Here is a 21898-nt window from a genome sequence, read left to right as displayed (position 1 = left end):
CGGCGCGGCGGATTGCTACCATGGCCGCACTCCACCGCACGGAAGGTCGCCATGCCCCGCCATTTCGCGTCGTTGCTGTGTTCCCTGTGCCTGCTCGCCGGCATGCTGCTGTCCAGCGCCTGCGCACGCAGCGAAACCGCCAAGCCTGCGGTGCCGGCCCCCGCGCCGGCGCCGACGGCGTCCGCACCGGGCCTGCCGATCAAGGTCGACACCAGTTGCCGCACCGATGCCGACTGCACGGTCAAGAACGTCGGCAACTGCTGCGGCGCGATGCCGGCCTGCGTCAACCGCGACAGCCCCACCGATCCGCAGGGGGTGATGGCGCAGTGCCAGGCGAGCGGGCGCATGAGCGTATGCGGCTCGCGCGCGATCGCCGGCTGCGCGTGCGTGTCCGGGCAATGCAGCGCGCGCCCCGCCCAAGCCGATACACTGCGCGCCCCCCAGCCTGCCGAACCCATCCGCTGATGCTCTACGCGCAAGTCCACCTCACCCTGCCCGCCTGGATCCACGAGGCGGTCGATCCGCAGGCCGTCTACGCCAGCGACGCCGACAAGGTCGCACTGGCGGTGGAACTGTCGCGGCTGAACGTGGACGCCGGCAGCGGCGGTCCGTTCGGTGCGGCGGTGTTCGGCCCGGACCACCGCATCATCGCCGTCGGCGTGAACCGCGTGGTGCCGCAGACCACCTCGCTGGCGCATGCCGAGAACATGGCCTACATGCTGGCCCAGCAGCGCCTGCAGACCCCGCGGCTGAACGCGGTGCTGTCGCCGGTGACCCTGGCCACCTCCTCGCAGCCGTGCTGCCAGTGCTACGGCGCCACGATCTGGGCCGGCATCGACCGCCTGCTGATCGGCGCCAGCGCCGAGGACGTGATGGCGCTGACCCCGTTCGACGAAGGTCCGCTGCCGGCGGACTGGGTGGGCGAACTGCAGCGCCGCGGCATCGAGGTGGTACGCGGCCTGCACCGCGATGCCGCCTGTGCGGTGCTGCGCCGCTACGGCGAACTCGACAGCCCCCGCTACTGACGCCGCCGGCGAAGGCTTGCCCATGTCCTCCGAGAACGGCGCGCTGGTCCATGGCCTGCTGTGCTACTGCCGGCCCGGCTTCGAACCGGAACTGGCGGCCGAACTCAACGCCCGCGCCGGCGAGGCCGGGCTGGCCGCCTACGCCCGCACGGAGCGCAACAGCGGCTATGCATTGCTGCTGAGCGACACCGCGGTGCCGGCGCAGACGCTGCCCTGGCGCGGGTTGATCTTCGCCCGGCAAAAGCTGCACCTGCTGGCCGAACTGCGCGAACTGCCGGCCAGCGACCGCATCGCGCCGATCCTGCAGGCGCTGGCCGGCCAGCCGCGCTTCGGCGACCTGTGGGTCGAACATCCGGACTCGGACGCCGGCAAGCCGCTGTCGGGCCTGGCACGCAGCTTCGGCAACGCGCTGCGCCCGGCGTTGCGCAAGGCCGGCCTGCTCAGCGACAAGCCGCAGGCGCGGCTGCCGCGCCTGCACGTGTGCTTCCTGACCGGCACCCATGCCTTGCTGGCAGTGGCCGACAGCGACGACAGCGCGCCGTGGCCGCTGGGCATCCCGCGCCTGAAGCTGCTGCCGGAAGCGCCCTCGCGTTCGGCACTGAAGCTGGAGGAAGCGCTGCTGGCGTTGCTGACCCCGCACGAGCGCGAGACGCTGCTGCGCCCGGGCATGCGCGCCGCCGACCTCGGCGCCGCTCCCGGCGGCTGGACCTGGGTGCTGACCCGCCAGCACCTGCACGTGACCAGCGTGGACAACGGCCCGCTACGCCAGCACGTGCTCGACAGCGGCCTGGTCGACCACCTGCGCGCCGACGGCTTCCACTGGAAACCGCCGCAGCCGCTGGACTGGATGGTCTGCGACATGGTCGAGCAACCGCGCCGCGTCGCCGAGCGCATGGCCACCTGGTTCCGCGAGGGCTGGTGCCGGCACGCGATCTTCAACCTGAAGCTGCCGATGAAGAAGCGCTGGGACGAGACCCGGCTATGCCTGGAGCTGTTCGCCGAGCGCGCCGAACGCCCGCTGCAGCTGCGCGCCAAGCAGCTCTACCACGACCGCGAAGAGATCACGGTGCTGGCGATGCCGCGCTGAGCGGCCGCGAGCCTCCATCCCGTTTTTCGTAGGAGCGGCTTCAGCCGCGACAGGCTGTCCCGGGAACGCCTGTCGCGGCTGCAGCCGCTCCTACGGAGAGCACATTGCCGCCATCCACCGCTACAGCACGATCCGCGCCCCGTCCGCGCGCGCCGAGCGCTGGATCGCCTCGACGATACGGATGTCGCGCAGGCCTTCCTCGCCGGGCACCCGCAGCGGCGTACCCTGCAGGATCGCCAGCGCGTCCTCGTCCATCTGCAGCGCCTGCTGGTGCCGCACCCGCGCGTCGAACAGGCGGCCATCGCTGGCCCGGCCGCGCACGCCGTCGTAGGCCTGGAACGGCGCCAGTTCGTACCAGCCGTTCGCGCACTCGGCACGCAGCAGGTTCATGGTGCGGCCGAAGCTGGCCGCGCAGGTGGCGGTCACCTCGTGCGGGAACTCCAGGGTGAAGTGCGTGTGCTCGTCGACTTCGTCGAACAGCGCCGGCCGCTCCGTGGAACGCCGTGCGCTGACCGCCAGCGGCTCGGCGCCGATCGTGTAGCGCGCCGCGTTGAGCGGATACACGCCCATGTCGTACATCGCGCCGCCGCCGTACTGCGCGCGCAGCCGCCATGGCCGCTGCGCGGGGTCGGTGTCGCCATAGCCGGCATAGCCCGCCTCCGCGCGCACGCTGCGCATCGCCCCGAACGGACGCTCGCCGGCCAGGGCGATGATGCGCCGGGTGTTGGGCTCGTGCTGCATGCGGTAGCCGATGCTCAACCGCACCTTGTTGCGCGCGCAAGCCTCGATCATCGCCTGCGCCTGTTCGGCGTGCAGCGCCATCGGCTTCTCGCACCACACGTGCTTGCCGGCGGCCGCGGCGCGGATGCTCAGCGGTGCGTGCAGGTGCGGCGGCGTGACCACGTAGACCACGTCGATGTCCGGATTGTCGGCCATGCGCTCCAGGTCGTCGTAGCTGTAGACGTTGCGATCCGGGATGCGGTAGCGCGCCTGCCATTGCGGGATCTTCTGCGGCGAGCCGGTGACGATGCCGGCCAGGCGACAGTGCCTGGTCAGGGCGAGACCCGGGGCCAGGCGGTTGCTGGCGTAATCGCCCAGCCCGACCAGGGCAACGCCCAACGGCTTGCGGCGACGTGCCGGCGCGGCGGCCCAGGCGGGCGATCCCAACAGGCCGGCGGCACCGGCGGACAGGCCGGCCAGCAGCAGGCGGCGGCGATTCGGCGAGAACGGCAGCATGCGCAACTCCGACCGGAAAGATCCCTCACCCTAACCGCTCGTGCGGCATCGGCACTGTGAGCGCCATCGCGCGATGCGCCGGGGCCTCTGGCACACTGCCGCCTCCCCCGCCGTCCGGATATCCGATGCGCTGCCGCCCCTTGCTCGCCGCCCTCGCCCTGCTGCTGGCTGCCTCCGCCAGCGCGCAGGAGCCTCTGTTCCATGCCCGCGACCTGGTCGGCGATGGCATCTTCACCGACAAGATCGAAGGCCCTGCGACGGGTCCCGATGGTGCGCTGTACGTGGTCAACTTCGCCCACGACGGCAGCATCGGCCGGGTCCAGCGCGATGCCGACGGCCGCGGGCAGGCCACTCTGTTCGTCGATCTTCCTGAGGGCAGCATCGGCAACGGCATCCGCTTCGACCGCCGCGGGCGCATGTACGTGGCCGACTACGGCCAGCACCGCATACTGCGCATCGCCCTGCGCAGCAAGCGCATCGAGGTCTACGCCACACTGCCGGGCGCCTTCCAGCCCAACGACATCGCGATGGCGCCGGACGGCACCCTGTATGCCAGCGACCCGGACTGGAAGCACGACGGCGGCCAGCTGTGGCGCATCGACCGCGACCGCAGCGCGCACCTGATCGAGACCGGCATGGGCACCACCAACGGCATCGAGGTCAGCCCCGACGGCAAGCGCCTGTACGTCAACGAGAGCGTGCAGCGGCGGATCTGGGTCTACGACCGCGCCGCCGACGGCAGCGTGTCGAACAAGCAGCTGTTCGCCAGCTTCGCCGATGCCGGCCTGGACGGCATGCGCTGCGACGTCGACGGCAACCTGTACGTGGCCCGCTACGACGCCGGCAAGGTGATCGTGCTGGCCCCCGACGGCACGCTGCTGCACGAGGTCGCGACCAAGGGCCGCAAGCCGACCAACCTGGCCTTCGGCGGCGCCGACGGACGCGATATCGACGTGACCCTGCAGGACCGCGGCGCGATCGAAACCTTCCGCAGCGACCGCCCCGGACGCGAGTACGGACGCGAGCACGGACGCTGATGGGATGCGTATCGCAGCGGCGTCTCAGCCCGCGCAATGGCCGCCTGGCATGCTGGCTGCACTGACTGGAGGGCCGCGCACATGCAGCCGATCGAACTGAACAACCCGGCCGGCTTTGCCGACGAATTCCTGCGCCTGACCCTGTTGCAGGGCTTCCAGTCGCTGACCAAGCGCGACCTGGAGCTGCTGATCTTCGTGTTGCTGGAACGCGACGGCGCGATCTCGCGCAGCGATTCCAACAACGCGGTGGCGATGCGCCTGCGGGTAACCCCGGCCAAGGTCAAGGGCCTGCGCCGCGACGGCTATGCGCGCTGGCGTGCGCTGGTGCCGGAGGACAACGAGGCGGCGCTGCAGCGCATCGTCGCCAGCGTGCTCACCGAGGACAACCTGCGCGCCGGGGCCAAGCACGTCAGCGAGCGCAGCAAGAAGGACGGCTTTCTGGCGATCCGCATCGAGCACCCCGACGACCAGCAGCGCTTCGAACAGGCCATCGTCGATGTCGGCGCCATGCCCGTGTACGAGCGCAATCGCGACGTGATGGCGGTGCGCTTCGACACGCTGCTGAAGATCGCCGAGCGCTGGGGCTACCTACAGCCGGAGCCGGAGAAGGTGACGCAGGAACTGCAGAAGCTGGCGCCCACCGCCGAAGAGGTGGCCGACCTGTTGAAGAAGGACGTGAGCAAGCTACGCTGGGAGGACGTGCGCCGCGCCCTCAACAGCCTCGGCGCCAAGGCCGTCGCCAGCACCGCCGAGGGCGGGCTGAAGGGCCTGTTGAAGCTCGCGTTTCCGTTCATCCCCGGCTGAGCCGGGGCCGCCATCCATCGCCGTACCGGAGTTGCGTCGTGTCCATGCCCTGCCGTTCCCTCGTCCTGCTCTGCTGCCTGTGCGCCTGCGCCGCACCGGTCGCGGCGCAGAACCTCACCGCCACCTCCAGCGCCACCACCGAGCCGCTGCGCGATGCGCCGGTCAACGTGCGCGCGCAGCCGCTCAGCAACGGCGTGGTCACCCACCAGGTGCAGCTGCCGGCGACGCCCGGCGAAGCCCAGGTGACTGTGCGCAGCATCCAGCCGGACCGCGTCGCCGGCAGCTACCGCATCGACTTCGAGGCGCTGGACACCGACCACGACGGCTACATCAGCCGCAGCGAAGCGCAGGCCAACCCGTCGCTGGCCGACGAGTTCGATGCCTTGGACACCGCCCACAGCGGCCGCCTCAGCCGCGCGCAACTGGCTGGCTGGCTGTCACCGTAACGACACGTGTCCGACATCACCGTAACGGGCGCCGGGACGCGATCGGCCGCGTCCCGGAGCGCATTGGAAACGCTTGCTAAACAGCGCCGGCGCGCAGATGCGAACGCCCGCATTTTTTAGCATCGATTAATTCGGCCAGGCCTATGTTCTTGACTCCTTCCCAGCAACAGGAGTCGTGCCATGAACCGCATCGTTCCTCGTCTCGTCCCGTTCGCGTTCGCGCTGCTTGCCGCGCCGGCGCTGGCCATGGCGCAGTCGGCGCCGGACGAAGTGACCCTGCACCAGAACGGCCAGATCATCAATGTCACCTCGGTCGAACCGAACTCGATCGTTGGCGACTACCACATCAATTTCGCCAAGCTCGACCGCAACCATGACGGCTACATCAGCCGCCCCGAGGCCAAGGCCGATCCCACGCTGTATGCCGAGTTCGATGCCGTCGACGTGCATCACCACGGCCGCCTGAGCAAGGCCGACCTGGAAGGCTGGATGTCGACGTGACGCGACCCACGCGTCGACCGATCCGCGTCCTTCCCACCACACGCGCCGCCTGCGGCCTTCCTGCCGCCTGCGGCGCGATTGTTTTCTGAAGCGGCCAACGCCGCAGACACCATCAGCACGACTGCCGACTGCTTCAGCGCTATCGCCGCTACACCGATCACCGCGCCGCACCCGCGAAACGCTCCCTGCCGCCCTGCCTCGCCTTCCGCACTGACGCGTGCTAAAGCGTCCCGTCCTGCAGCGGCGCATCCTGCGTTCCGCCCCAGGGATCGTCCAGCAGATAGCGCGCCGCCACCGGCTGCCCCGCCGGTACCAGGGTGAGCCGGTAATACACCTCGTCGCCTTCGCAGACCTCGTAATACAGCGCGTAGTCGCCGGGCTGCAGCGGCAAGGTCACATCGAAGACCTCGGCGGCAGACGCCACCTGCACCCGCGCGTTTGGATTCACCCGGAATGGCACCTGCATGCGTCGCTGCGCGCGCGGGTCGGGCGCGAACGTCGTGGCCAGCACCACGTGCACCTGCGCGCCGAACGCGTCCTCGGGCAGCGGATCGAACACCACGTAATCGCGGTGCAGGATTGCCCCCTGCTCCAGGTTGCGCGGCCCCCAGCGGCAGGCCGCCTCGTCGAAGGCGCGGGCGCGCAGTTGCAGCTGGCTGTGGGAAATCAACAGATCCACGGTCTGTGTCGCGTCTTGCATCGTCATCCTCCATGGCAGGGACGCGGCCTGCGTGCTGCGCTTCGCGCCCTCCCCTCACCCCACCCCTTCTCCCGAGGGGAGAGGGGCTCAAGCAAACCAGCCGAAGCTGGCGCTTCCTTCGCCCTCCGGGAGAAGGTGCCCCGAAGGGGCGGATGAGGGGACGGGCGCCGCTCGGCGCGTGGTCGAATCCTGCGGCCGCCGCGTCCGGCCGAAGCGTGCGCTCACACGCCGGAAGCGCGCTTCCAGAAACCGTGCATCAACAGCGGCAGCTTGCCGGCCAGGCCCAGCAGCGGGCCGCGCAGCAGGGTCAGGTGCAGCTCGTCGTTGGAGAACAGGCGGTTGATCGCGTCGAAGCCGTAGGCGGCGACGGTGTTGTCGCTGCGACGGCCGCGCGCCCAGCGCGCCAGCCGCTGCGGCGCCGCCCAGTCCACGCGCTGCGCCTGCGCCTGCCGCACCAGCGCCGCCAGCGCGGCGACGTCGCGCAGGCCGAGGTTGACGCCCTGCCCGGCCAGCGGATGCACTACGTGCGCGGCATCGCCCAGCACCAGCAGGCGGCCGCGCTGGTAGGCCTCCACCAGTTGCCGGCGCAGCGGGAAGCCCAGCCGCGGCGACAGCGCGCGCACCGCCCCCAGCCGGGCGCCGAAGGCCTGGGTCAGTTCGACGCCGAACGCCGCGTCGTCCAGCGCCAGCACCCGCGCCGCCTCGGCCTCGGGCAGGGTCCACACGATCGAGCTGCGGCCATCGGCGAACGGCAGGAACGCCAGCGGCCCGCCTGGCAGGAAGCGCTGCCAGGCGGTGTCCTGGTGCGGGTGTTCGGTCTGCACGAAGGCGACCACGCCGCGCTGGCCGTAGTCGTGCGCCGGCGCGTCCAGTCCGGCCAGCCCGCGCAACGTGGAATCGGCGCCGTCGGCGGCGATCGCCAGGCGCGCGTCCAGGCGACTGCCGTCGTCCAGGCGCAGGCGCGCGCGCTCGGCCGAAGGCTCCAGCGCGTCCACCCGCGCCGGGCAATGCACCTGCACGCCGGCAGCCGGCAGCGCCGCCCACAGCTGTTCGACCAATAGATTGTGCTCGACGATCCAGCCGAGCTGGTCGCGGCCCAGGGCGTCGGCGTCGAACGCCAGTTCGCCACCGCCACCGGCATCCCACACGCGCATGCGCCGGTAGGCGCTGGCGCGCTGCGCCAGCACCTGCGGCCAGACGCCGAGGCCCTGCAGCAGGGCCGCGTTGTCCGGGGCGAAGGCGTACACGCGAAGGTCCGGCGTGTCGGCCGACCAGCGCGGCGGCTCGCGGCCCTCGACCAGCGCCACGGCCAGGCCTTCGCCGGCCAGGGCCAACGCACAGGCCGCGCCGACCACGCCGCCGCCGACCACCACCACGTCCAGCACACCGCGCCGGCTCATGCGAGCGCCTCCCGGCACAGCTGCGGCACGTCGCCGCGGAACCCCATCGCGCCGCCGACCAGGAACGACTGCAGCGGCGCGGCCTGCGCCGCCACCAGCAGGCCCAGGCTGCGCAGCGGGCGCAGCAGCGGGGTCGGATTGGCGGTCAGCCGCGCCAGTCCGCCGGAGAACGCCACCGTGCGCTGGCGATCCTGCTCGCGGCGCTGCGCGTACTGCTGCAGCAGCGCCGGCGCGCCCGGGTCGGTGCCGTCGCGTTCGATCAGTTCGGCCAGCGTCAGCGCATCGCGCAGGCCCAGGTTGAAGCCCTGCGCGCCCAGCGGGTGCAAGGTCTGCGCGGCATTGCCCAGCAGCACCGCGCGCGCGTCGGTCAGCCGCTCGGCCAGCACCTGCACGATCGGGTAGGCGCTGCGCTCGCCGCTGCCGAGCAGGCGGCCGACGCGCCAGCCCAGCGCGTCCTGCAGCCGCTGCAGCCAGGCGCCTTCGTCCAGCGCGGCCACCGCGTCCGCGTCCTCGGCGGCGACGGCGTGGATCGCGCCGTAATGGCGGTCGCCACGCGGCAGCAGTGCGGTCGGGCCGTCGTCGCGGAAGCGCTCGTAGGCGGTGCCGTCGGGCTGGCGGCTGCCGCGCACCCGCGCTACGAACAGGGTCTGCTGGAAATCGTGGCGCGTTGCGGCGACGCCCAAGGCCTCGCGCACCGCGCTGGCACTGCCGTCGGCACCGACCAGCAGGCGCGCGTGCAGGACCTGCTCGCTGCCGTCGTGCACGATGCGCAGGCGGCGTACGCCCTCCTCGGTGTCGGCCTCCAGCGCCACGAACTGCGCCGGGCGATAGCGGGTGAGCCGCGTGGTCGCGGCCAGACTGGCCTCCAGCGCCTCGCCGAAGTCGCGCGCGACCACCACCTGGCCGAAGGCCTCGCGCCCGTAGTCGGCGGCCTCCAGCCGGACCCGACCGAAATCCCCCGCGCGGCTGACATGAATACGGCGAATCGGCCCGGTCGGCGCGCGCAGCCGCTGCATCACCCCGAGCGCGCCCAGCGCGTTGACCGTGGCGGCGGCGAAGCTGAGGTTGCGCTGGTCGAACACCGGCGGCAACGCGCCCGGCGGCGCGGCCTCGACCAGGCCCACGTCGATCCCCAGCCGGTCCAGGGCGATGGCCAGGCTGGCGCCGACCAGGCCGCCGCCGACGATCACTACGTCATGTCGTTTGCTCATCCGGCCATGATACGACCCGCACCCGTCTGCCCGGTGAGCGCGCCGCCCAGCGTGCGCCCCCGCCCGGGCCCGGCGCACGGCACTCGCGCGCGCCGCGCTTCCAGTAGAATCCTGGGTCTTACGTGCACCGGTGCCCGCCGCCATGACGCCTTCCGCCCACCGTCTCCCCGCCCTGCTGCTGTTGGCCGCGCTGCTGGCCGCGACCCGCATCAACCACTTCGGGGCGATCCCGGACGCGTCGTGGGCGGTGTTCTTCGTCGGCGGCTTCTACCTACGCAGTTGGACCCGCTGGGCATTCCCGCTGCTGATGGCGCTGGCGGTGCTGGTCGACTACCTGGTCATCCGCGGCCAGGGCCTGGATTTCTGGCAGCACTACTGCGTGTCGCCGGCCTACTGGTGCCTGATCCCGGCCTACTTCGTGCTGTGGGCCGGCGGCGCCTGGCTGGCGCGGCGCTACCGCGGCGCCGACTGGCGCGCCCTGGGCCTGGCCGCCGCCAGCCTGCTGGTGTCGGTGGCGCTGTGCCACCTGCTGGCGCAGGGCAGCTTCTACTGGGTCAGCCGCAGCGTGCCGAACCCGACCCTGGCCGGCTGGTGGCAGAACTACAGCGACTGGCTGTTGCCGTACCTGGGCAGCGCCAGCCTGTACGTGGCGCTGGCCGCGGCGATCCAGGTCGGCGTCGAGCAACTGGCGCGACTGGGCCAGCGCGGCCAGCCGGTCGGTCACTGACCGGGATGGGCAACCGCCTCTCCAAGATCTACACCCGCACCGGCGACGACGGCAGCACCGGCCTGGGCGACGGCAACCGGGTCGGCAAGGACTCGGCGCGGGTCGCCGCCTACGGCACCGTGGACGAAGCCAACTCGGCGATCGGCGTGGTCCTGGCCTGTCCGCTGGCCGAGGACGTGCGGCAGCTGCTGACCGCGATCCAGCACCAGTTGTTCGATCTTGGCGGCGAGCTGTGCATCCCCGGCCACGCCGCGATCCAGGCCGCCGACATCGACGCGCTGGAACGGCACCTGGACCGCTACAACGACACCCTGCCGGCGCTGCAGGACTTCATCCTGCCCGCCGGCGGCGAGGCCGCGGCGCGCTGCCACCTGGCCCGCACCATCGTGCGCCGCGCCGAGCGCGAGACGGTGGCGTTGTCGCGCCAGGACGCCGTGCGCCCGGAAGCGGTGCGCTACCTCAACCGGCTCTCCGACCTGCTGTTCGTGCTGGCGCGGGTGCTGGCACGGGCCGACGGCCACGGCGAAGTGCTGTGGCGCCACGACCGGCGCCAGGCCTGAGCGACGCCCGGGCCGCGGCGCGCATGCTGATCTACACCCACCCTGCCTGCCTGGGGCACGCGCCCGGGCCGGAACACCCGGAACGGCCGGAGCGCCTGGACGCGGTGACCAGCGCGCTGCGCGACGCCTTTCCGGCGCTGGAATGGCGCGAGGCACCGCTGGCCAAGCTCGGCGACCTGGCCCGGGTGCATGAGCGCGACCTGATCGACCGCGTCCTGGCCGACCTCGACGGCCCGCAGATGCTCGACGTGGACACGGTTCTCTCGCCCGGCTCGCGCGCCGCCGCGCTGCGCGCCGCCGGCGCCGGCGTCGCCGCAGTGGACGCGGTGATGCACGGCGCCAGCGACACCGCGTTCTGTGCGGTGCGCCCGCCCGGCCATCACGCCACAGCCGACACCGCGATGGGCTTCTGCCTGTTCAACAACGTCGCGGTCGCCGCCGCCCACGCCCGCGATGCGCATGGCCTGGAGCGGATCGCCATCGTCGATTTCGACGTGCATCACGGCAACGGCACGCAGGCGATCTTCGAGCGCGAGCCGAAGGTGCAGTACCTCAGCACCCACCAGTCCGGGCTGTTCCCGCACACCGGCGGGGTCCACGACCGCGGCGTCGGCAACCTGCACAACGCGCTGCTGCCGCCGGGCAGCGGCGGCTTCCGCTTCCGCAACACCTGGGCCGACCAGATGCTGCCGCTGCTGGACGCCTTCAAGCCGCAGTTGCTGCTGATTTCGGCCGGCTTCGACGCTCACATGCGCGACCCGCTGGCCGACCTGATGCTGGAGACCGAGGACTTCGGCTGGATCACCGCCGAACTGCGCGCGGTGGCGCAGCGGCACGCGCGCGGCCGGGTGGTGTCCCTGCTGGAAGGCGGCTACGACCTGCAGGCGCTGCGCGAGGGCAGCGTCGCCCACGTCGACGCGCTGCGCTGAGCGCAGGTCATCCAGGCAAAGGAGTGCCACACGGTGAGTGCGCGGCGCCGGCCAGGCCCGACGGACGTGCCCGGAACTGGACGGCGCCACCCTGGGCACCGATGAACCCCGCCCCCCGGCGCCGGGACGCCTTCATTGCCCCTATGCACGGGATGGGGCAAGCTAGCGACCGTTTTAGCCCGATACCTGACGCGCGTGCGCCGAACCCTTCGCCTGCTCCCTCTTCCGTTCAGTATCGCCCTCTGCCTGCCGGCCGTGGCGGCTGAAAAGCCGCCGAACTGGGGCCTGTGCCCGACCCCGGACGTGCTGCCCAAGTTCGACGACGCGCAGCAGCCGGACCCCAAGCTCGCGCAGAACCGCGACCAGCAGCCGACCAATATCGAAGGCGACCAGCTGTCGGGCACCACCACCATCCCGAACTACACCGGCAACGTCGCGCTCAAGCGCGGCGACCAGTTCATGGGCACCGACAGCCTGCGGGTGGACACCGAGACCGGCAACTACATCGCCGAAGGGCATGTGCGCTACCAGGATTCGTCGATCCGCATGATCGCCGACCGCGCCGAAGGCAATCAGGACACCGACACCCACAAGATCACCAACATCCGCTACCAGCTGCTGGCCCGCCGCGGCAACGGCAAGGCGGATTCGGTCGACCTGCAGGGCGCGCTGGGGCAGATGCACCGCTCCACCTACACCACCTGCGACCCCTCGCAGCGGGTGTGGGAACTGCACGCGCCGGAAATCGACGTCGACAACGACGAGGGCTTCGGCACCGCGCGCAACGCGATCCTGAAGGTTTACAACTTTCCGGTGCTGTATGCGCCCTGGTTCAAGTTCCCGATCGACGATCGTCGTACCAGCGGCTTCCTGTTCCCGGCGCTCGGCATGTCCAGCCGCAACGGCTTCGACTACACCCAGCCGTACTACTTCAATCTGGCGCCCAACTACGATGCCACCCTGTATCCGCGCTTCATGGCCCGCCGCGGCCTGATGCTGGGCAGCGAATTCCGCTATCTCTACGAGGGCGGCAAGGGCGAGCTGCAGGCCGCCTACCTGCCCGACGACAAGCTGCGCGACAAGGATCGCGGCCGCTTCAGCTACCAGGGCTACCACAACATCAATTCGCAGTGGCAGGCACGCGCCTCGCTGGCCTGGGTCAGCGACGAGCGCTACACCGAGGATTTCTCCAACCGCCTGCTCGGCAATGCGGTGTCCAACATCCAGAGCACGATCGGCGTCTATGGCACCGGCGAGACCTGGACCGCAGGCCTGATGGCCGACCGCTGGCAACTGACCGACTACACCCTGACCGAGGACGCGCTGCCGTACAACCGCCAGCCGCGCGCCTTCTTCAACTGGGACCAGTCGTTCGGCAACTACTTCGAAGCCGGCCTGTACAGCGAAGCCGTGCGCTTCGTGCACGACGACATTCACCAGAAAACCACCGACGGCACCTACGAGCGCACCGGCGTGGTCACCCCGCGCCCCGGCGGCAGCCGCCTGGACCTCAAGCCCTACATCTCGATGCCGCTGGCCGGCGCCGCCTGGTTCCTCAAGCCGACCCTGGCCTGGCGCTACACCGCGTATCAGCTGGACAAGGACCTGGCGGCCACGCTCGGCGGCGACACCACGCCCTCGCGCAGCCTGCCGATCGCCACGGTCGATGCGGGCCTGTACTTCGACCGCGATACCAAATGGGGTAACACCAACTATCTGCAGACCCTGGAACCGCGGCTGTTCTACCTGTACACGCCGTACCGCGACCAGAACGACCTGCCGATCTTCGATACGCGCGAGTTCACCTTCAGCTGGGGCCAGTTGTTCCGCGATTCGCGCTACACCGGCGCCGATCGCCAGAACGACGCCAACCAGCTGACCATGGCGCTGAGTTCGCGCCTGCTGCGCCAGGACGACGGCAAGGAGAAGCTCTCCGTCAGCCTCGGCCAGATCCTGTATTTCAGCGATTCGCGGGTCAGCCTGCCGGACAGCGACACCACCATCGAGCAGGGCAAGTCGGCCTGGGTGGCCGATGCCAACTATATGGTCAACGACCGCTGGACCCTGGGCGCCACCTATCAGTGGGATCCCAAGTACCACCGCAAGGACCTGGCCAGCTTCCGCGCGCGCTATCTGATGCCCGGCGACGGCATCGTCAACATCGGCTACCGCTATCGCCGCGATCTGCTGGAACAGGCCGACGTCTCGTTCCTGTACCCGATCAACCCGACCTGGAGCGTGGTCGGCCGGCACTATTACTCGCTGATGGACAAGAAGCCGCTGGAGAGCATCCTCGGCGTGCAGTGGGACAGCTGCTGCCTGGCGGTACGGGCGCTGGCGCGGCGCTACGTGCGCAACCGCACCGGCGCACTGGATACCGCGTTCCAGATCGAGTTCGTGCTCAAGGGCCTGTCCTCCCTGGGCCAGGACACGGACCGCGTTCTGCGCCGTGCTATTCTCGGCTACAACCGCGACGACCTGTACTTGGTCCCGCCCAGCAACACCACGACCGATCCGGACGCTTACGATCCGAACCAGATTCCATGACCAAGACCCTTTCTGTTTTTCTCGCCGCCCTGATGGCGGTCGCCGGCGTGTCCGCTCCGGCCGCCGCGCAACAAACCCAACCGCTGGACCGCATCGCCGCGGTGGTCGACGAGGATGTCGTGCTGCAGAGCGAGCTGGATCGTGCCGTGCGCAACGTGAAGGCACAGTATGCCGGCCGCGAGGCGCAGCTGCCGCCGGATAACGTGCTGCAGCGGCAGGTGCTCGAGCGCCTGATCCTGGTCAAGCTGCAGGTCGCGCGCGCCAACAGCACCGGCATCCGCGTCGGCGACGACGAGCTGAACCGCGCCATCGCCAGCATCGCCCAGCAGAACGGCACCGATGTGGACGGCCTGCGCAAGAAGCTGGCCGCCGACGGCATGTCCTACACCGACTTCCGCAACTCGGTGCGCGACGAAATCACCGTGCAGCGCCTGCGCCAGAGTTTCGCGCAGAGCCGCATCAACGTCAGCGAGGCCGAAGTGGACGCGGCGCTGGCGCAGCAGGCCACCACCGGCGCCCAGTACCACCTGGCGCACATCCTGGTCGGCCTGCCGGAAGGTGCGACCGCCGAGCAGATCAAGACCGCCCAGGGCAAGATCGACGGGGTCAAGAACCTGATCGACAAGGGCGAGATCGACTTCAACGCCGCCGCGGTGCGCTACTCCGACAGCCCCAACGCGCTGGAAGGCGGCGACCTGGGCTGGCGCAGCCTCGACGAAATCCCCAATGCGTTCGCGCAGCTGATCCGCGACATGAAGCCAGGCCAGGTGGTCGGCCCGCTGCGCGGCCCCAGCGGCTTCCAGTTGCTGAAGCTGGTCGAGGTGCGCGATGCCTCGGCCAATCCGGAAAAGAAGACGGTCACCGAGTACCACGCCCGGCACATCCTGATCCGGGTCAACGACGCGCAGCCCGATGCGGCCGCCAAGGCCAAGATCGAGACCCTGCGTGCGCGCATCGCCGGCGGCGCCGACTTCCAGGCCGTGGCCAAGGAAGCCTCCGAAGACACCAACAGCCGCAGCCAGGGTGGCGACCTGGGCTGGTTCCCGGCCGACGCGTTCGGCCCGGACTTCGGCCAGCACGTGGCGAGCCTGCAGGACGGCCAGATCTCGCAGCCGTTCCGTACCGAGGCCGGCTGGCACATCGTGCAGCGCGTCGGCGAGCGCCAGACCGACGTGACCAGCGACACCCAGCGCGCCCAGGTCCGCGAAACCATCGGCCGCCGCAAGCTGGAAGAGGAATACAACCGCTTCCTGCAGGAAATGCGCGGCGAAGCCTACGTCGACATGCGCGTGGGCAACACCGACGCCGCGACTGCGCCGGCCGCCACGCCGGCGCCGGCGCCCGCCGCCAAGCCCTGATCCATGCGTCCCTCGCTCGCGCTGGTGCCGGGCGAGCCGGGCGGGATCGGCCCGGAACTGTGCGTGCGGCTGGCGCAACAGCCGCGTCACGATTGCCAGCTCCTGGCCTTCGGCGATCCCGACACCTTGCGCGCCGCCGCCGCGGCGCTGGCGCTGCCGCTGCAGTTGCTGCCCGAATCCAGCCCCGCCCTCGCCCCTGGCGACCTGCGCCTGCGCACGGTCGCCAATGCCGTGCCCAGCCGCTTCGGCGCGACCGAGCCGGCCAATGCCGCGGCAGTGATCGCTGCGCTGACCCAGGCCGCCGATGCCTGCCTGAGCGGCGAACTGGCCGGCATGGTCACCGGCCCGGTGCACAAGGCCGCGATCAACGCCGGCGGCATCGCCTACACCGGCACCACCGAGTTGCTGGCCCAGCACGCCGGCCGCGAAGTGGTGATGATGCTGGCCAACGCCATCGTGCGCGTGGCCCTGGTCACGACCCATCTGCCGCTGCGCGCGGTCGCCGATGCGCTCACGTCGGCCGTGCTGGAACGCAGCCTGCGCATCACCGAGGCCGCCTTGCGCCGTGAGTTCGGCATCGCCACCCCGACCATCGCGGTGCTGGGGCTGAATCCGCATGCCGGCGAGGATGGGCACCTGGGCCTCGAGGAGATCCAGGTGATGCAACCGGTGCTGGACGCCTTGCGCGCGGAGGGCATGCGCCTGCTCGGCCCGCTGCCGGCCGATACCGCGTTCCTGCCGCAGAAGCTGGCGACCGTGGACGCGGTGCTGGCGATGTACCACGACCAGGGCCTGCCGGTGCTCAAGTACAGCGGATTCGAGCAGGCGGTGAACCTGACCCTGGGCCTGCCCTACCCGCGCATCGCGGTCGACCACGGCACCGCGCTGGAGCTGGCCGGCCGCGGCGTGGCCGACCCGTCCAGCCTGTTTGCCGCCACCGCGCTGTGTGCGCAACTGGCCGCACGCCGCGCGCAGTCCTAGGGCCCGAACGGCGTTCGCCGATCTGCCGCACCCCGACGTTCCCGATGATGCCGGTCGCGGCCAACGCCGCTGCTACGTCGCCGCATGCGCGCGCCACCCCGTGCATGCCGATAAAATGCCCCGCATGACTTCCTCTCCCGGCTTCGGCGCCCCGGCCAAGAAATCCCTTGGCCAGCACTTCCTCAGCGACCGCCACTACATCGACAGCATCGTGCGCGCAGTCGACCCCAAGCCGGGCGACCGGCTGGTCGAGATCGGCCCCGGCCAGGGCGCGATCACCTTCCCGCTGCTGCGCCGGCACGGCCAGCTGACCGTGATCGAATTCGACCGCGACCTGATCGCGCCGCTGACCGCGGCGGCCGCCGGCGTCGGCGAACTGACCATCCTCAACCGCGACGTGCTGTCGGTGGATTTCGCCGCCCTGGCCGAGGGCGCGCCCATCCGCCTGGTCGGCAACCTGCCCTACAACATTTCCTCGCCGATCCTGTTCCATGCGCTGGACCACGCCGCGGCGATCGCCGACATGCACTTCATGCTGCAGAAGGAAGTGGTCGACCGCATGGCCGCCGACCCTGGCAGCAAGGTCTACGGCCGGCTCAGCGTGATGCTGCAGGCCTACTGCGAGGTGACCTCGCTGTTCGTGGTGCCGCCGGGCGCGTTCCGGCCGCCGCCGAAGGTGGATTCGGCCGTGGTGCGGCTGGTGCCGCGGCCGCCGCAGACGGTGGGCATCGCCGATCCCAAGCGCTTCGCCGATGTGGTCCGCGCCGCATTCGGGCAGCGCCGCAAGACCCTGCGCAACGCCTTGAACGGGGTCTGCGATGCCGCGCAGTTCGAGGCCGCGGGCGTGCGCCCGGACGCGCGCGCCGAGCAACTCGAGGTCGCCGACTTCGTCCGCCTGGCAAATAGCGCGCAAGCCTGAGCGGACGTCCCGCGCGGCGCGCGCATGCATGCGTGGTGCGAACCTCTGCGCGCGCGTTACTGGGCTCCTTGCAGGCTGGCGCAGGCGTCGCCGACCCGCGCCGTAGACATGGCGAGGACGGCACCGCCTCGCCGCCCCAGCATGGCAAGCCGCACAACACGCACCGTCACTCCAACGGCCCTTCTGCACACTGCCCACGGCAACAACAGGCCCGCACGGCGGCTCGCGCAGGCGGCAGCCAGGACCGCTGCCGCGCGCCAGCCGCCTGGCAGTGACAACCGTTGACGCATCTCGCCTCAAACGGCAAAACACGCTCTAAACTGTGGGGATGAACGATGACGCCCCCTATCGGATCGAGGTCGAAGTGTCGCCCCGATTCCTCGACGACCAATCGGCGCCGGAGGACGGACGCTACACGTTCGCCTACACGATCCGCATCCACAACCGCGGCCGCGTCGCCGCGCGCCTGATCGCCCGGCATTGGGAGATCACCGACGGCAACGGCCGCATTGAGCGCGTGGACGGCGACGGCGTGGTCGGCGAACAGCCGCGGCTGCGCCCGGGCGAGGATTTCCGCTACACCTCCGGGCTGGTGCTCGAGACCGAGCACGGCACGATGCGCGGCCACTACGACATGGAGGCCGACGACGGCACCCACTTCATCGCCGCGATCGCGCCGTTCGTGCTGTCCGTGCCGCGGACCCTGCACTGATGGCGGTCTGGGCGATCGGCGACCTGCAGGGTTGCTACGACATCACCCAGCAGTTGCTGGAGAAGATCCGCTTCGATCCGGCAGTGGACCGGCTGTGGTTCTGCGGCGACCTGGTCAACCGCGGCGGGCAGTCGCTGGAAACCCTGCGCCTGGTGCACTCGCTGCGCGAACACAGCGTGGTGGTGCTGGGCAACCACGACCTGTCGCTGCTGGCGATCGGCGAGCGCAGCCCGGACGAACAGCGCAAGGTCAATCCGGACCTGCAGCGCATCGTGCTGGCCGAGGACCGCGACGAACTGCTGACCTGGTTGCGCATGCAGAAGCTGCTGCACGCCGACCGCGAGCTCGGCTGGATGATGATCCACGCCGGCCTGGCGCCGAAGTGGACCACCGCGCTGGCCGAGAAGCATGCGCGCGAGGTCGAGCAGCAGTTGCACGGCAATGGCTACCGCAAGCTGTTCCGCAACATGTACGGCGACCGCCCGGCATGGTCGCCGGGCCTCACCGGCTACGACCGCTCGCGCGCGATCATCAACCTGTTCACCCGCGCCCGCTACTGCACCCCGCGCGGGCGCATCGCGATCGAGGAAAAGGGCACACCCGGCACTCAGGCGCAGGGCCTGTACCCCTGGTTCGAGGTGCCGGGACGGGTCGAGCGCGACCTGAAGATCGTCTGCGGGCACTGGTCGACGCTGGGCCTGACCATCACCCAGGGCGTGCACGCGATCGACACCGGCGCGGTCTGGGGCGGCAAGCTCACCGCGCTGCGCCTGGACAGCGAGGACCTGCAGGTCGTGCAGGTCCCCGGCCGCCCGGTGCAGGGACCGCCGCCAGCGGCGCGCAGCGGCACGCCGCGGCGGCGCGGCGCATCAAACCGTGGCCAGGCGCCGGCCGCATCTGCGCCCGAGCAGGAGTGAGACCCGCGCGCCACGTCGCGATGTCGTAGGAGCGGCTTCAGCCGCGACAGGCGTTCCCGGGAATGCCCGTCGCGGCTGAAGCCGCTCCTACGAACGTCTGGCGGCGCCTACACCGCGCCAGACCGGCGCCGGTAGTCCACGAATTCGAAGGCCAGTGCATGCCGCGCATCGGCCGGATGCGCTTGCCGCGCCACCACCGCCCAGTGCGCCGGATTGAACGCGGGGAAATGCGCATCGGCGCCGTCGACCACGGTGTCGACATGGGTCAGGTACAGCACCTCGGCCAACGGCAGGGCCAGGGCGAAGATGTCGCCGCCGCCGATCACCGCCAGTTCCGTGGCGCCGGCCTCGCGCGCGGCGTCGATCGCCGCCTGCAGCGACGCCACCGCCTGCATGTCCGCGAACGGCACCTGCCCGGAACGGGTCATCACCAGGTTCAAGCGCCCGGGCAACGCGCGCCCCAGCGACTGCGCGGTCTTGCGCCCCATCAGCACCGGCTTGCCCAGGGTCAGCGCCTTGAACCGCTTGAGATCGTCCGGCAGGCGCCACGGCAGATCGTTGTCGCGGCCGATCGCATTGGCCCGGTCCAGCGCCGCAATCAGGCTCAACTGCAGCGAGGGGCGCGTAGACGGCGCCGCATCCGTCCCTGTCACGACGGCGGCGCTCGCCGATTCCCGATTCCCCACTCCCGATTCCCGGCTGCCGTTCACACCGCCACCGGCGCCTTGATCGCCGGATGCGGGTCGTAGCCCTCGATGGCGATGTCGTCGTAGGTGAAAGCGAACAGATCGGTGACCTCAGGATTCAGCCGCAACCGCGGCAACGGCCGCGGCGTGCGCGCCAGTTGTTCGCGCGCCTGTTCGAAATGGTTGGAGTACAGGTGCGCATCGCCCAGCGTGTGCACGAAATCGCCCACGCCCAGGCCGGTGGCCTGCGCCACCATGTGGGTCAGCAGCGCGTAGCTGGCGATGTTGAACGGCACGCCGAGGAAGATGTCGCCGCTGCGCTGGTACAGCTGGCAACTGAGCTTGCCGTCGACCACATAGAACTGGAACAGGCTGTGGCACGGCATCAGCGCCATCTGCGGCAATTCGGCCACGTTCCAGGCGCTGACCACCAGCCGCCGCGAATCCGGATTGCGCTTGATCTCGTCCACCAGCCACTGCATCTGGTCGATCTCGCGGCCGTCGGCACCGGTCCAGCGCCGCCACTGCTTGCCGTACACTGGACCGAGTTCGCCCTGCGCATCGGCCCACTCGTCCCAGATGCTGACCTTGTTGTCCTTGAGATAGGCGATGTTGGTCTCGCCCTTCAGGAACCACAGCAGCTCGTGCACGATCGAGCGCAGGTGCAGCTTCTTGGTGGTGACCAGGGGGAAGCCGTCGTTGAGGTCGAAACGCATCTGCCAGCCGAACACGCTGCGCGTGCCGGTGCCGGTGCGATCGGATTTCTCCGCGCCATGCTCCAGCACGTGCTGCAGCAGGTCCAGGTATTGCTTCACTTGGTCACCTCCGGCGGCGGCACCGGCTGCAGCACCGGCGCGCTGCGCGAGCGCCACAACAGGAACACGCCCAACAGGATCAGCGGAATGCTCAGCTGCTGCCCGCGGGTCAGCCAATGGAACGCCAGGTAGCCGAGCTGCGCATCCGGCACGCGCACGAATTCCACGGCGAAGCGGAACACGCCGTACAGCAGCGCGAACAGGCCGGACACCGCATAGCGCGCGCGCGGCTTCATCGAGAACGTCCACAGCACCACGAACATCACCAGGCCTTCCAGCGCCGCTTCGTACAGCTGCGACGGATGGCGGGCGTAACGGTCCAGCAGGCCCGCGGCGTATTGCTGCTGCAGTTGCGCGGCGCTCATCAGGCTCTCCAGCGCCGGTGCGTTGGCCACCCCATCCGTCGCTGGCGCGTGCGGGAAGATCACGCCCCAGCCGGCGTGGGTCAACTTGCCCCACAACTCGCCGCCGACGAAATTGCCGATGCGGCCGAAGCCCAGGCCCAGCGGCACCAGCGGCGCGATGAAATCCACGGTGTCGAAGAAATGCAGGCGCGCCTTGCGCGTCCACCACAGGCAGGCCGCCAGCACGCCCAGCAGCCCGCCGTGGAAGCTCATGCCGCCGTCCCACACCTTGAAGATCAGCAGCGGATTGGCCAGGAAATCGGACAGCGCGTAGAAGAGCATGTAGCCGATGCGCCCGCCCAGCACCACGCCGAGCATCGCGTAGAACAGCAGATCGGAAAAGCCCTCCTCGTTCACCCCGGGCAGGCGACCGGCGCGGATGCGGCGGCGGCCCAGCCACCAGGCCGAGAGGAAGCCGGCCAGATACATCAGCCCGTACCAATGCACCTTCACCGGACCGAACGAGAAGGCGATGGGATCGATCTGGTGGAGATAGGTCATGCGCAGGCGTCGGCCGGGGGGCAAAGAGCGCCTATTCTGCCACCGACTCCGCTACTTGCCGCGATTTGCGGACAGTACAGCGGGGTAGCGCTTCATCTGCCGGCAGGCGCACGCGTCTGCCACCGACTCCGCTACTTGCCGCGATTGCGGACGGCACAGCGGGGTGGCGCCTCATCTGCCGGCAGGCGCATACCTCCACCGCCGACTGCGCGTGTCACCGCTGCACACTCAGACACGTTGCGCCCTCCCGTAGGAGCGGCTTCAGCCGCGACGGGCTTTACCGGGAAGGCCCGTCGCGGCTGAAGCCGCTCCTACGGGAGGGATGCATCGGCCGCGAGTCCGGTGCGGAAACCCCGACCAAGCAAATGGCTTGGATCGACAACATGAGGGCAGCA

At 70.3% G+C, this 21898-nt stretch carries 22 protein-coding genes and 1 pseudogene; 16 read left to right on the top strand and 7 right to left on the bottom strand.

Annotation, left to right across the window (positions count from 1 at the left end; all coding sequences use genetic code 11):
• The first annotated feature begins 51 nt into the window (after positions 1-51).
• From Q7W82_RS07015 to rlmM, 3 genes are read left to right on the top strand one after another with little or no spacing between them, the layout of a single operon-like run.
• On the top strand, positions 52-465 hold the full coding sequence (locus tag Q7W82_RS07015) for a hypothetical protein (RefSeq protein WP_242160279.1): 414 nt from the start codon (positions 52-54) through the stop codon (positions 463-465).
• Positions 465-1025 carry a nucleoside deaminase gene (locus tag Q7W82_RS07010; RefSeq protein ID WP_017914178.1) on the top strand — a complete coding sequence of 187 codons (561 nt, stop codon included), beginning with the start codon at positions 465-467 and terminating at the stop codon, positions 1023-1025. The genes Q7W82_RS07015 and Q7W82_RS07010 overlap by 1 nt, the downstream gene beginning before the upstream one ends.
• A 22-nt stretch (positions 1026-1047) precedes the next feature.
• On the top strand, positions 1048-2112 hold the full coding sequence (gene rlmM / locus Q7W82_RS07005; protein WP_242160278.1) for a 23S rRNA (cytidine(2498)-2'-O)-methyltransferase RlmM: 1065 nt from the start codon (positions 1048-1050) through the stop codon (positions 2110-2112).
• Positions 2113-2232: 120 nt separating this feature from the next.
• Here rlmM and Q7W82_RS07000 read toward each other — a convergent pair whose 3' ends face one another.
• Positions 2233-3348, bottom strand: coding sequence for a Gfo/Idh/MocA family oxidoreductase (locus tag Q7W82_RS07000; protein WP_242160277.1), 1116 nt, complete (start codon positions 3346-3348; stop codon positions 2233-2235).
• Between the two features lie 125 nt (positions 3349-3473).
• Here Q7W82_RS07000 and Q7W82_RS06995 point away from each other — a divergent pair, with 125 nt between their 5' ends.
• The 4 genes from Q7W82_RS06995 to Q7W82_RS06980 all read left to right on the top strand — a co-directional run bounded on the left by Q7W82_RS06995 (position 3474) and on the right by Q7W82_RS06980 (position 6136).
• Positions 3474-4385: an SMP-30/gluconolactonase/LRE family protein gene (locus Q7W82_RS06995; protein ID WP_242160276.1), complete on the top strand. Its 912-nt coding sequence runs from the start codon at positions 3474-3476 to the stop codon at positions 4383-4385.
• 81 nt (positions 4386-4466) lie between these two features.
• Positions 4467-5189 carry a hypothetical protein gene (locus Q7W82_RS06990; RefSeq protein WP_242160275.1) on the top strand — a complete coding sequence of 241 codons (723 nt, stop codon included), beginning with the start codon at positions 4467-4469 and terminating at the stop codon, positions 5187-5189.
• A gap of 44 nt (positions 5190-5233) precedes the next feature.
• On the top strand, positions 5234-5635 hold the full coding sequence (locus tag Q7W82_RS06985; RefSeq protein ID WP_242160274.1) for an EF-hand domain-containing protein: 402 nt from the start codon (positions 5234-5236) through the stop codon (positions 5633-5635).
• A 180-nt stretch (positions 5636-5815) separates the two neighbouring features.
• Positions 5816-6136, top strand: a complete 321-nt coding sequence (locus Q7W82_RS06980) for a hypothetical protein (protein WP_242160273.1) — start codon at positions 5816-5818, stop codon at positions 6134-6136.
• 220 nt (positions 6137-6356) lie between these two features.
• Here the strand turns inward: Q7W82_RS06980 and comJ are convergent, their stop codons facing one another.
• From comJ to ubiH, 3 genes are all read right to left on the bottom strand, one after another.
• A complete protein-coding gene (gene comJ / locus Q7W82_RS06975; RefSeq protein ID WP_242160272.1) occupies positions 6357-6836 on the bottom strand; it encodes a competence protein ComJ in 480 nt (159 codons plus the stop codon).
• Positions 6837-7057: 221 nt separating this feature from the next.
• The gene (locus tag Q7W82_RS06970) at positions 7058-8236 is read right to left on the bottom strand and encodes a UbiH/UbiF family hydroxylase (protein ID WP_242160271.1); all 1179 of its coding nucleotides are present in this window, start codon (positions 8234-8236) and stop codon (positions 7058-7060) included.
• Positions 8233-9447: a 2-octaprenyl-6-methoxyphenyl hydroxylase gene (ubiH, locus tag Q7W82_RS06965; RefSeq protein ID WP_242160270.1), complete on the bottom strand. Its 1215-nt coding sequence runs from the start codon at positions 9445-9447 to the stop codon at positions 8233-8235. Before ubiH ends, Q7W82_RS06970 begins: the two co-directional genes overlap by 4 nt.
• Positions 9448-9589: 142 nt before the next feature.
• Between ubiH and Q7W82_RS06960 the strand changes: the two genes are divergently transcribed.
• The 9 genes and pseudogenes from Q7W82_RS06960 to Q7W82_RS06920 all read left to right on the top strand — a co-directional run.
• Entirely contained in the window at positions 9590-10174 is a 585-nt protein-coding gene (locus Q7W82_RS06960) for a hypothetical protein (protein WP_242160269.1), read from the top strand.
• A gap of 5 nt (positions 10175-10179) precedes the next feature.
• Positions 10180-10734: a cob(I)yrinic acid a,c-diamide adenosyltransferase gene (locus Q7W82_RS06955; RefSeq protein WP_242160268.1), complete on the top strand. Its 555-nt coding sequence runs from the start codon at positions 10180-10182 to the stop codon at positions 10732-10734.
• Between the two features lie 23 nt (positions 10735-10757).
• Complete coding sequence (locus tag Q7W82_RS06950) at positions 10758-11663, top strand: histone deacetylase family protein (RefSeq protein ID WP_242160267.1); 906 nt, start codon at positions 10758-10760, stop codon at positions 11661-11663.
• Positions 11664-11858: 195 nt separating this feature from the next.
• Positions 11859-14210: an LPS-assembly protein LptD gene (gene lptD, locus Q7W82_RS06945; RefSeq protein WP_242160266.1), complete on the top strand. Its 2352-nt coding sequence runs from the start codon at positions 11859-11861 to the stop codon at positions 14208-14210.
• On the top strand, positions 14207-15568 hold the full coding sequence (locus Q7W82_RS06940; protein ID WP_242081725.1) for a peptidylprolyl isomerase: 1362 nt from the start codon (positions 14207-14209) through the stop codon (positions 15566-15568). The genes lptD and Q7W82_RS06940 overlap by 4 nt, the downstream gene beginning before the upstream one ends.
• Before the next feature lie 3 nt (positions 15569-15571).
• A complete protein-coding gene (pdxA, locus tag Q7W82_RS06935; RefSeq protein ID WP_242160265.1) occupies positions 15572-16549 on the top strand; it encodes a 4-hydroxythreonine-4-phosphate dehydrogenase PdxA in 978 nt (325 codons plus the stop codon).
• Positions 16550-16673: 124 nt separating this feature from the next.
• Positions 16674-17468: a 16S rRNA (adenine(1518)-N(6)/adenine(1519)-N(6))-dimethyltransferase RsmA gene (rsmA, locus tag Q7W82_RS06930; RefSeq protein ID WP_242081726.1), complete on the top strand. Its 795-nt coding sequence runs from the start codon at positions 16674-16676 to the stop codon at positions 17466-17468.
• 328 nt (positions 17469-17796) lie between these two features.
• Complete coding sequence (gene apaG / locus Q7W82_RS06925) at positions 17797-18180, top strand: Co2+/Mg2+ efflux protein ApaG (RefSeq protein WP_010340000.1); 384 nt, start codon at positions 17797-17799, stop codon at positions 18178-18180.
• Positions 18180-19040: pseudogene (locus Q7W82_RS06920) on the top strand (symmetrical bis(5'-nucleosyl)-tetraphosphatase); the annotation flags it as partial. The gene apaG and the pseudogene Q7W82_RS06920, both read left to right, overlap by 1 nt.
• A 164-nt stretch (positions 19041-19204) precedes the next feature.
• Here Q7W82_RS06920 and Q7W82_RS06915 read toward each other — a convergent pair.
• The 3 genes from Q7W82_RS06915 to lgt all read right to left on the bottom strand — a co-directional run bounded on the left by Q7W82_RS06915 (position 19205) and on the right by lgt (position 21503).
• Positions 19205-19711 carry a dihydrofolate reductase gene (locus tag Q7W82_RS06915; protein WP_242160742.1) on the bottom strand — a complete coding sequence of 169 codons (507 nt, stop codon included), beginning with the start codon at positions 19709-19711 and terminating at the stop codon, positions 19205-19207.
• A gap of 92 nt (positions 19712-19803) precedes the next feature.
• Positions 19804-20598 carry a thymidylate synthase gene (locus Q7W82_RS06910; protein WP_242160728.1) on the bottom strand — a complete coding sequence of 265 codons (795 nt, stop codon included), beginning with the start codon at positions 20596-20598 and terminating at the stop codon, positions 19804-19806.
• Positions 20595-21503, bottom strand: coding sequence for a prolipoprotein diacylglyceryl transferase (gene lgt, locus Q7W82_RS06905; RefSeq protein ID WP_242160727.1), 909 nt, complete (start codon positions 21501-21503; stop codon positions 20595-20597). Before lgt ends, Q7W82_RS06910 begins: the two co-directional genes overlap by 4 nt.
• Positions 21504-21898: the final 395 nt, after the last annotated feature.

The sequence above is a fragment of the Xanthomonas indica genome, assembly GCF_040529045.1.
GTDB lineage: Bacteria > Pseudomonadota > Gammaproteobacteria > Xanthomonadales > Xanthomonadaceae > Xanthomonas_A > Xanthomonas_A indica.
This window is presented reverse-complemented; position numbering and strand designations above follow the sequence as displayed.

Bases quoted from the DNA above. Each gene is read 5' to 3' on its own strand.
- lgt (WP_242160727.1), bottom strand. From the start codon at position 21,503: ATGACCTATCTCCACCAGATCGATCCCATCGCCTTCTCGTTCGGTCCG.
- Q7W82_RS06960 (WP_242160269.1), top strand. From the start codon at position 9,590: ATGACGCCTTCCGCCCACCGTCTCCCCGCCCTGCTGCTGTTGGCCGCG.
- pdxA (WP_242160265.1), top strand. From the start codon at position 15,572: ATGCGTCCCTCGCTCGCGCTGGTGCCGGGCGAGCCGGGCGGGATCGGC.
- Q7W82_RS06985 (WP_242160274.1), top strand. From the start codon at position 5,234: ATGCCCTGCCGTTCCCTCGTCCTGCTCTGCTGCCTGTGCGCCTGCGCC.
- Q7W82_RS07015 (WP_242160279.1), top strand. From the start codon at position 52: ATGCCCCGCCATTTCGCGTCGTTGCTGTGTTCCCTGTGCCTGCTCGCC.
- rsmA (WP_242081726.1), top strand. From the start codon at position 16,674: ATGACTTCCTCTCCCGGCTTCGGCGCCCCGGCCAAGAAATCCCTTGGC.
- apaG (WP_010340000.1), top strand. From the start codon at position 17,797: ATGAACGATGACGCCCCCTATCGGATCGAGGTCGAAGTGTCGCCCCGA.
- Q7W82_RS06980 (WP_242160273.1), top strand. From the start codon at position 5,816: ATGAACCGCATCGTTCCTCGTCTCGTCCCGTTCGCGTTCGCGCTGCTT.
- Q7W82_RS06990 (WP_242160275.1), top strand. From the start codon at position 4,467: ATGCAGCCGATCGAACTGAACAACCCGGCCGGCTTTGCCGACGAATTC.
- ubiH (WP_242160270.1), bottom strand. From the start codon at position 9,447: ATGAGCAAACGACATGACGTAGTGATCGTCGGCGGCGGCCTGGTCGGC.
- Q7W82_RS06970 (WP_242160271.1), bottom strand. From the start codon at position 8,236: ATGAGCCGGCGCGGTGTGCTGGACGTGGTGGTGGTCGGCGGCGGCGTG.
- Q7W82_RS07010 (WP_017914178.1), top strand. From the start codon at position 465: ATGCTCTACGCGCAAGTCCACCTCACCCTGCCCGCCTGGATCCACGAG.
- Q7W82_RS07000 (WP_242160277.1), bottom strand. From the start codon at position 3,348: ATGCTGCCGTTCTCGCCGAATCGCCGCCGCCTGCTGCTGGCCGGCCTG.
- rlmM (WP_242160278.1), top strand. From the start codon at position 1,048: ATGTCCTCCGAGAACGGCGCGCTGGTCCATGGCCTGCTGTGCTACTGC.
- Q7W82_RS06940 (WP_242081725.1), top strand. From the start codon at position 14,207: ATGACCAAGACCCTTTCTGTTTTTCTCGCCGCCCTGATGGCGGTCGCC.
- Q7W82_RS06995 (WP_242160276.1), top strand. From the start codon at position 3,474: ATGCGCTGCCGCCCCTTGCTCGCCGCCCTCGCCCTGCTGCTGGCTGCC.
- comJ (WP_242160272.1), bottom strand. From the start codon at position 6,836: ATGCAAGACGCGACACAGACCGTGGATCTGTTGATTTCCCACAGCCAG.
- Q7W82_RS06950 (WP_242160267.1), top strand. From the start codon at position 10,758: ATGCTGATCTACACCCACCCTGCCTGCCTGGGGCACGCGCCCGGGCCG.
- Q7W82_RS06955 (WP_242160268.1), top strand. From the start codon at position 10,180: ATGGGCAACCGCCTCTCCAAGATCTACACCCGCACCGGCGACGACGGC.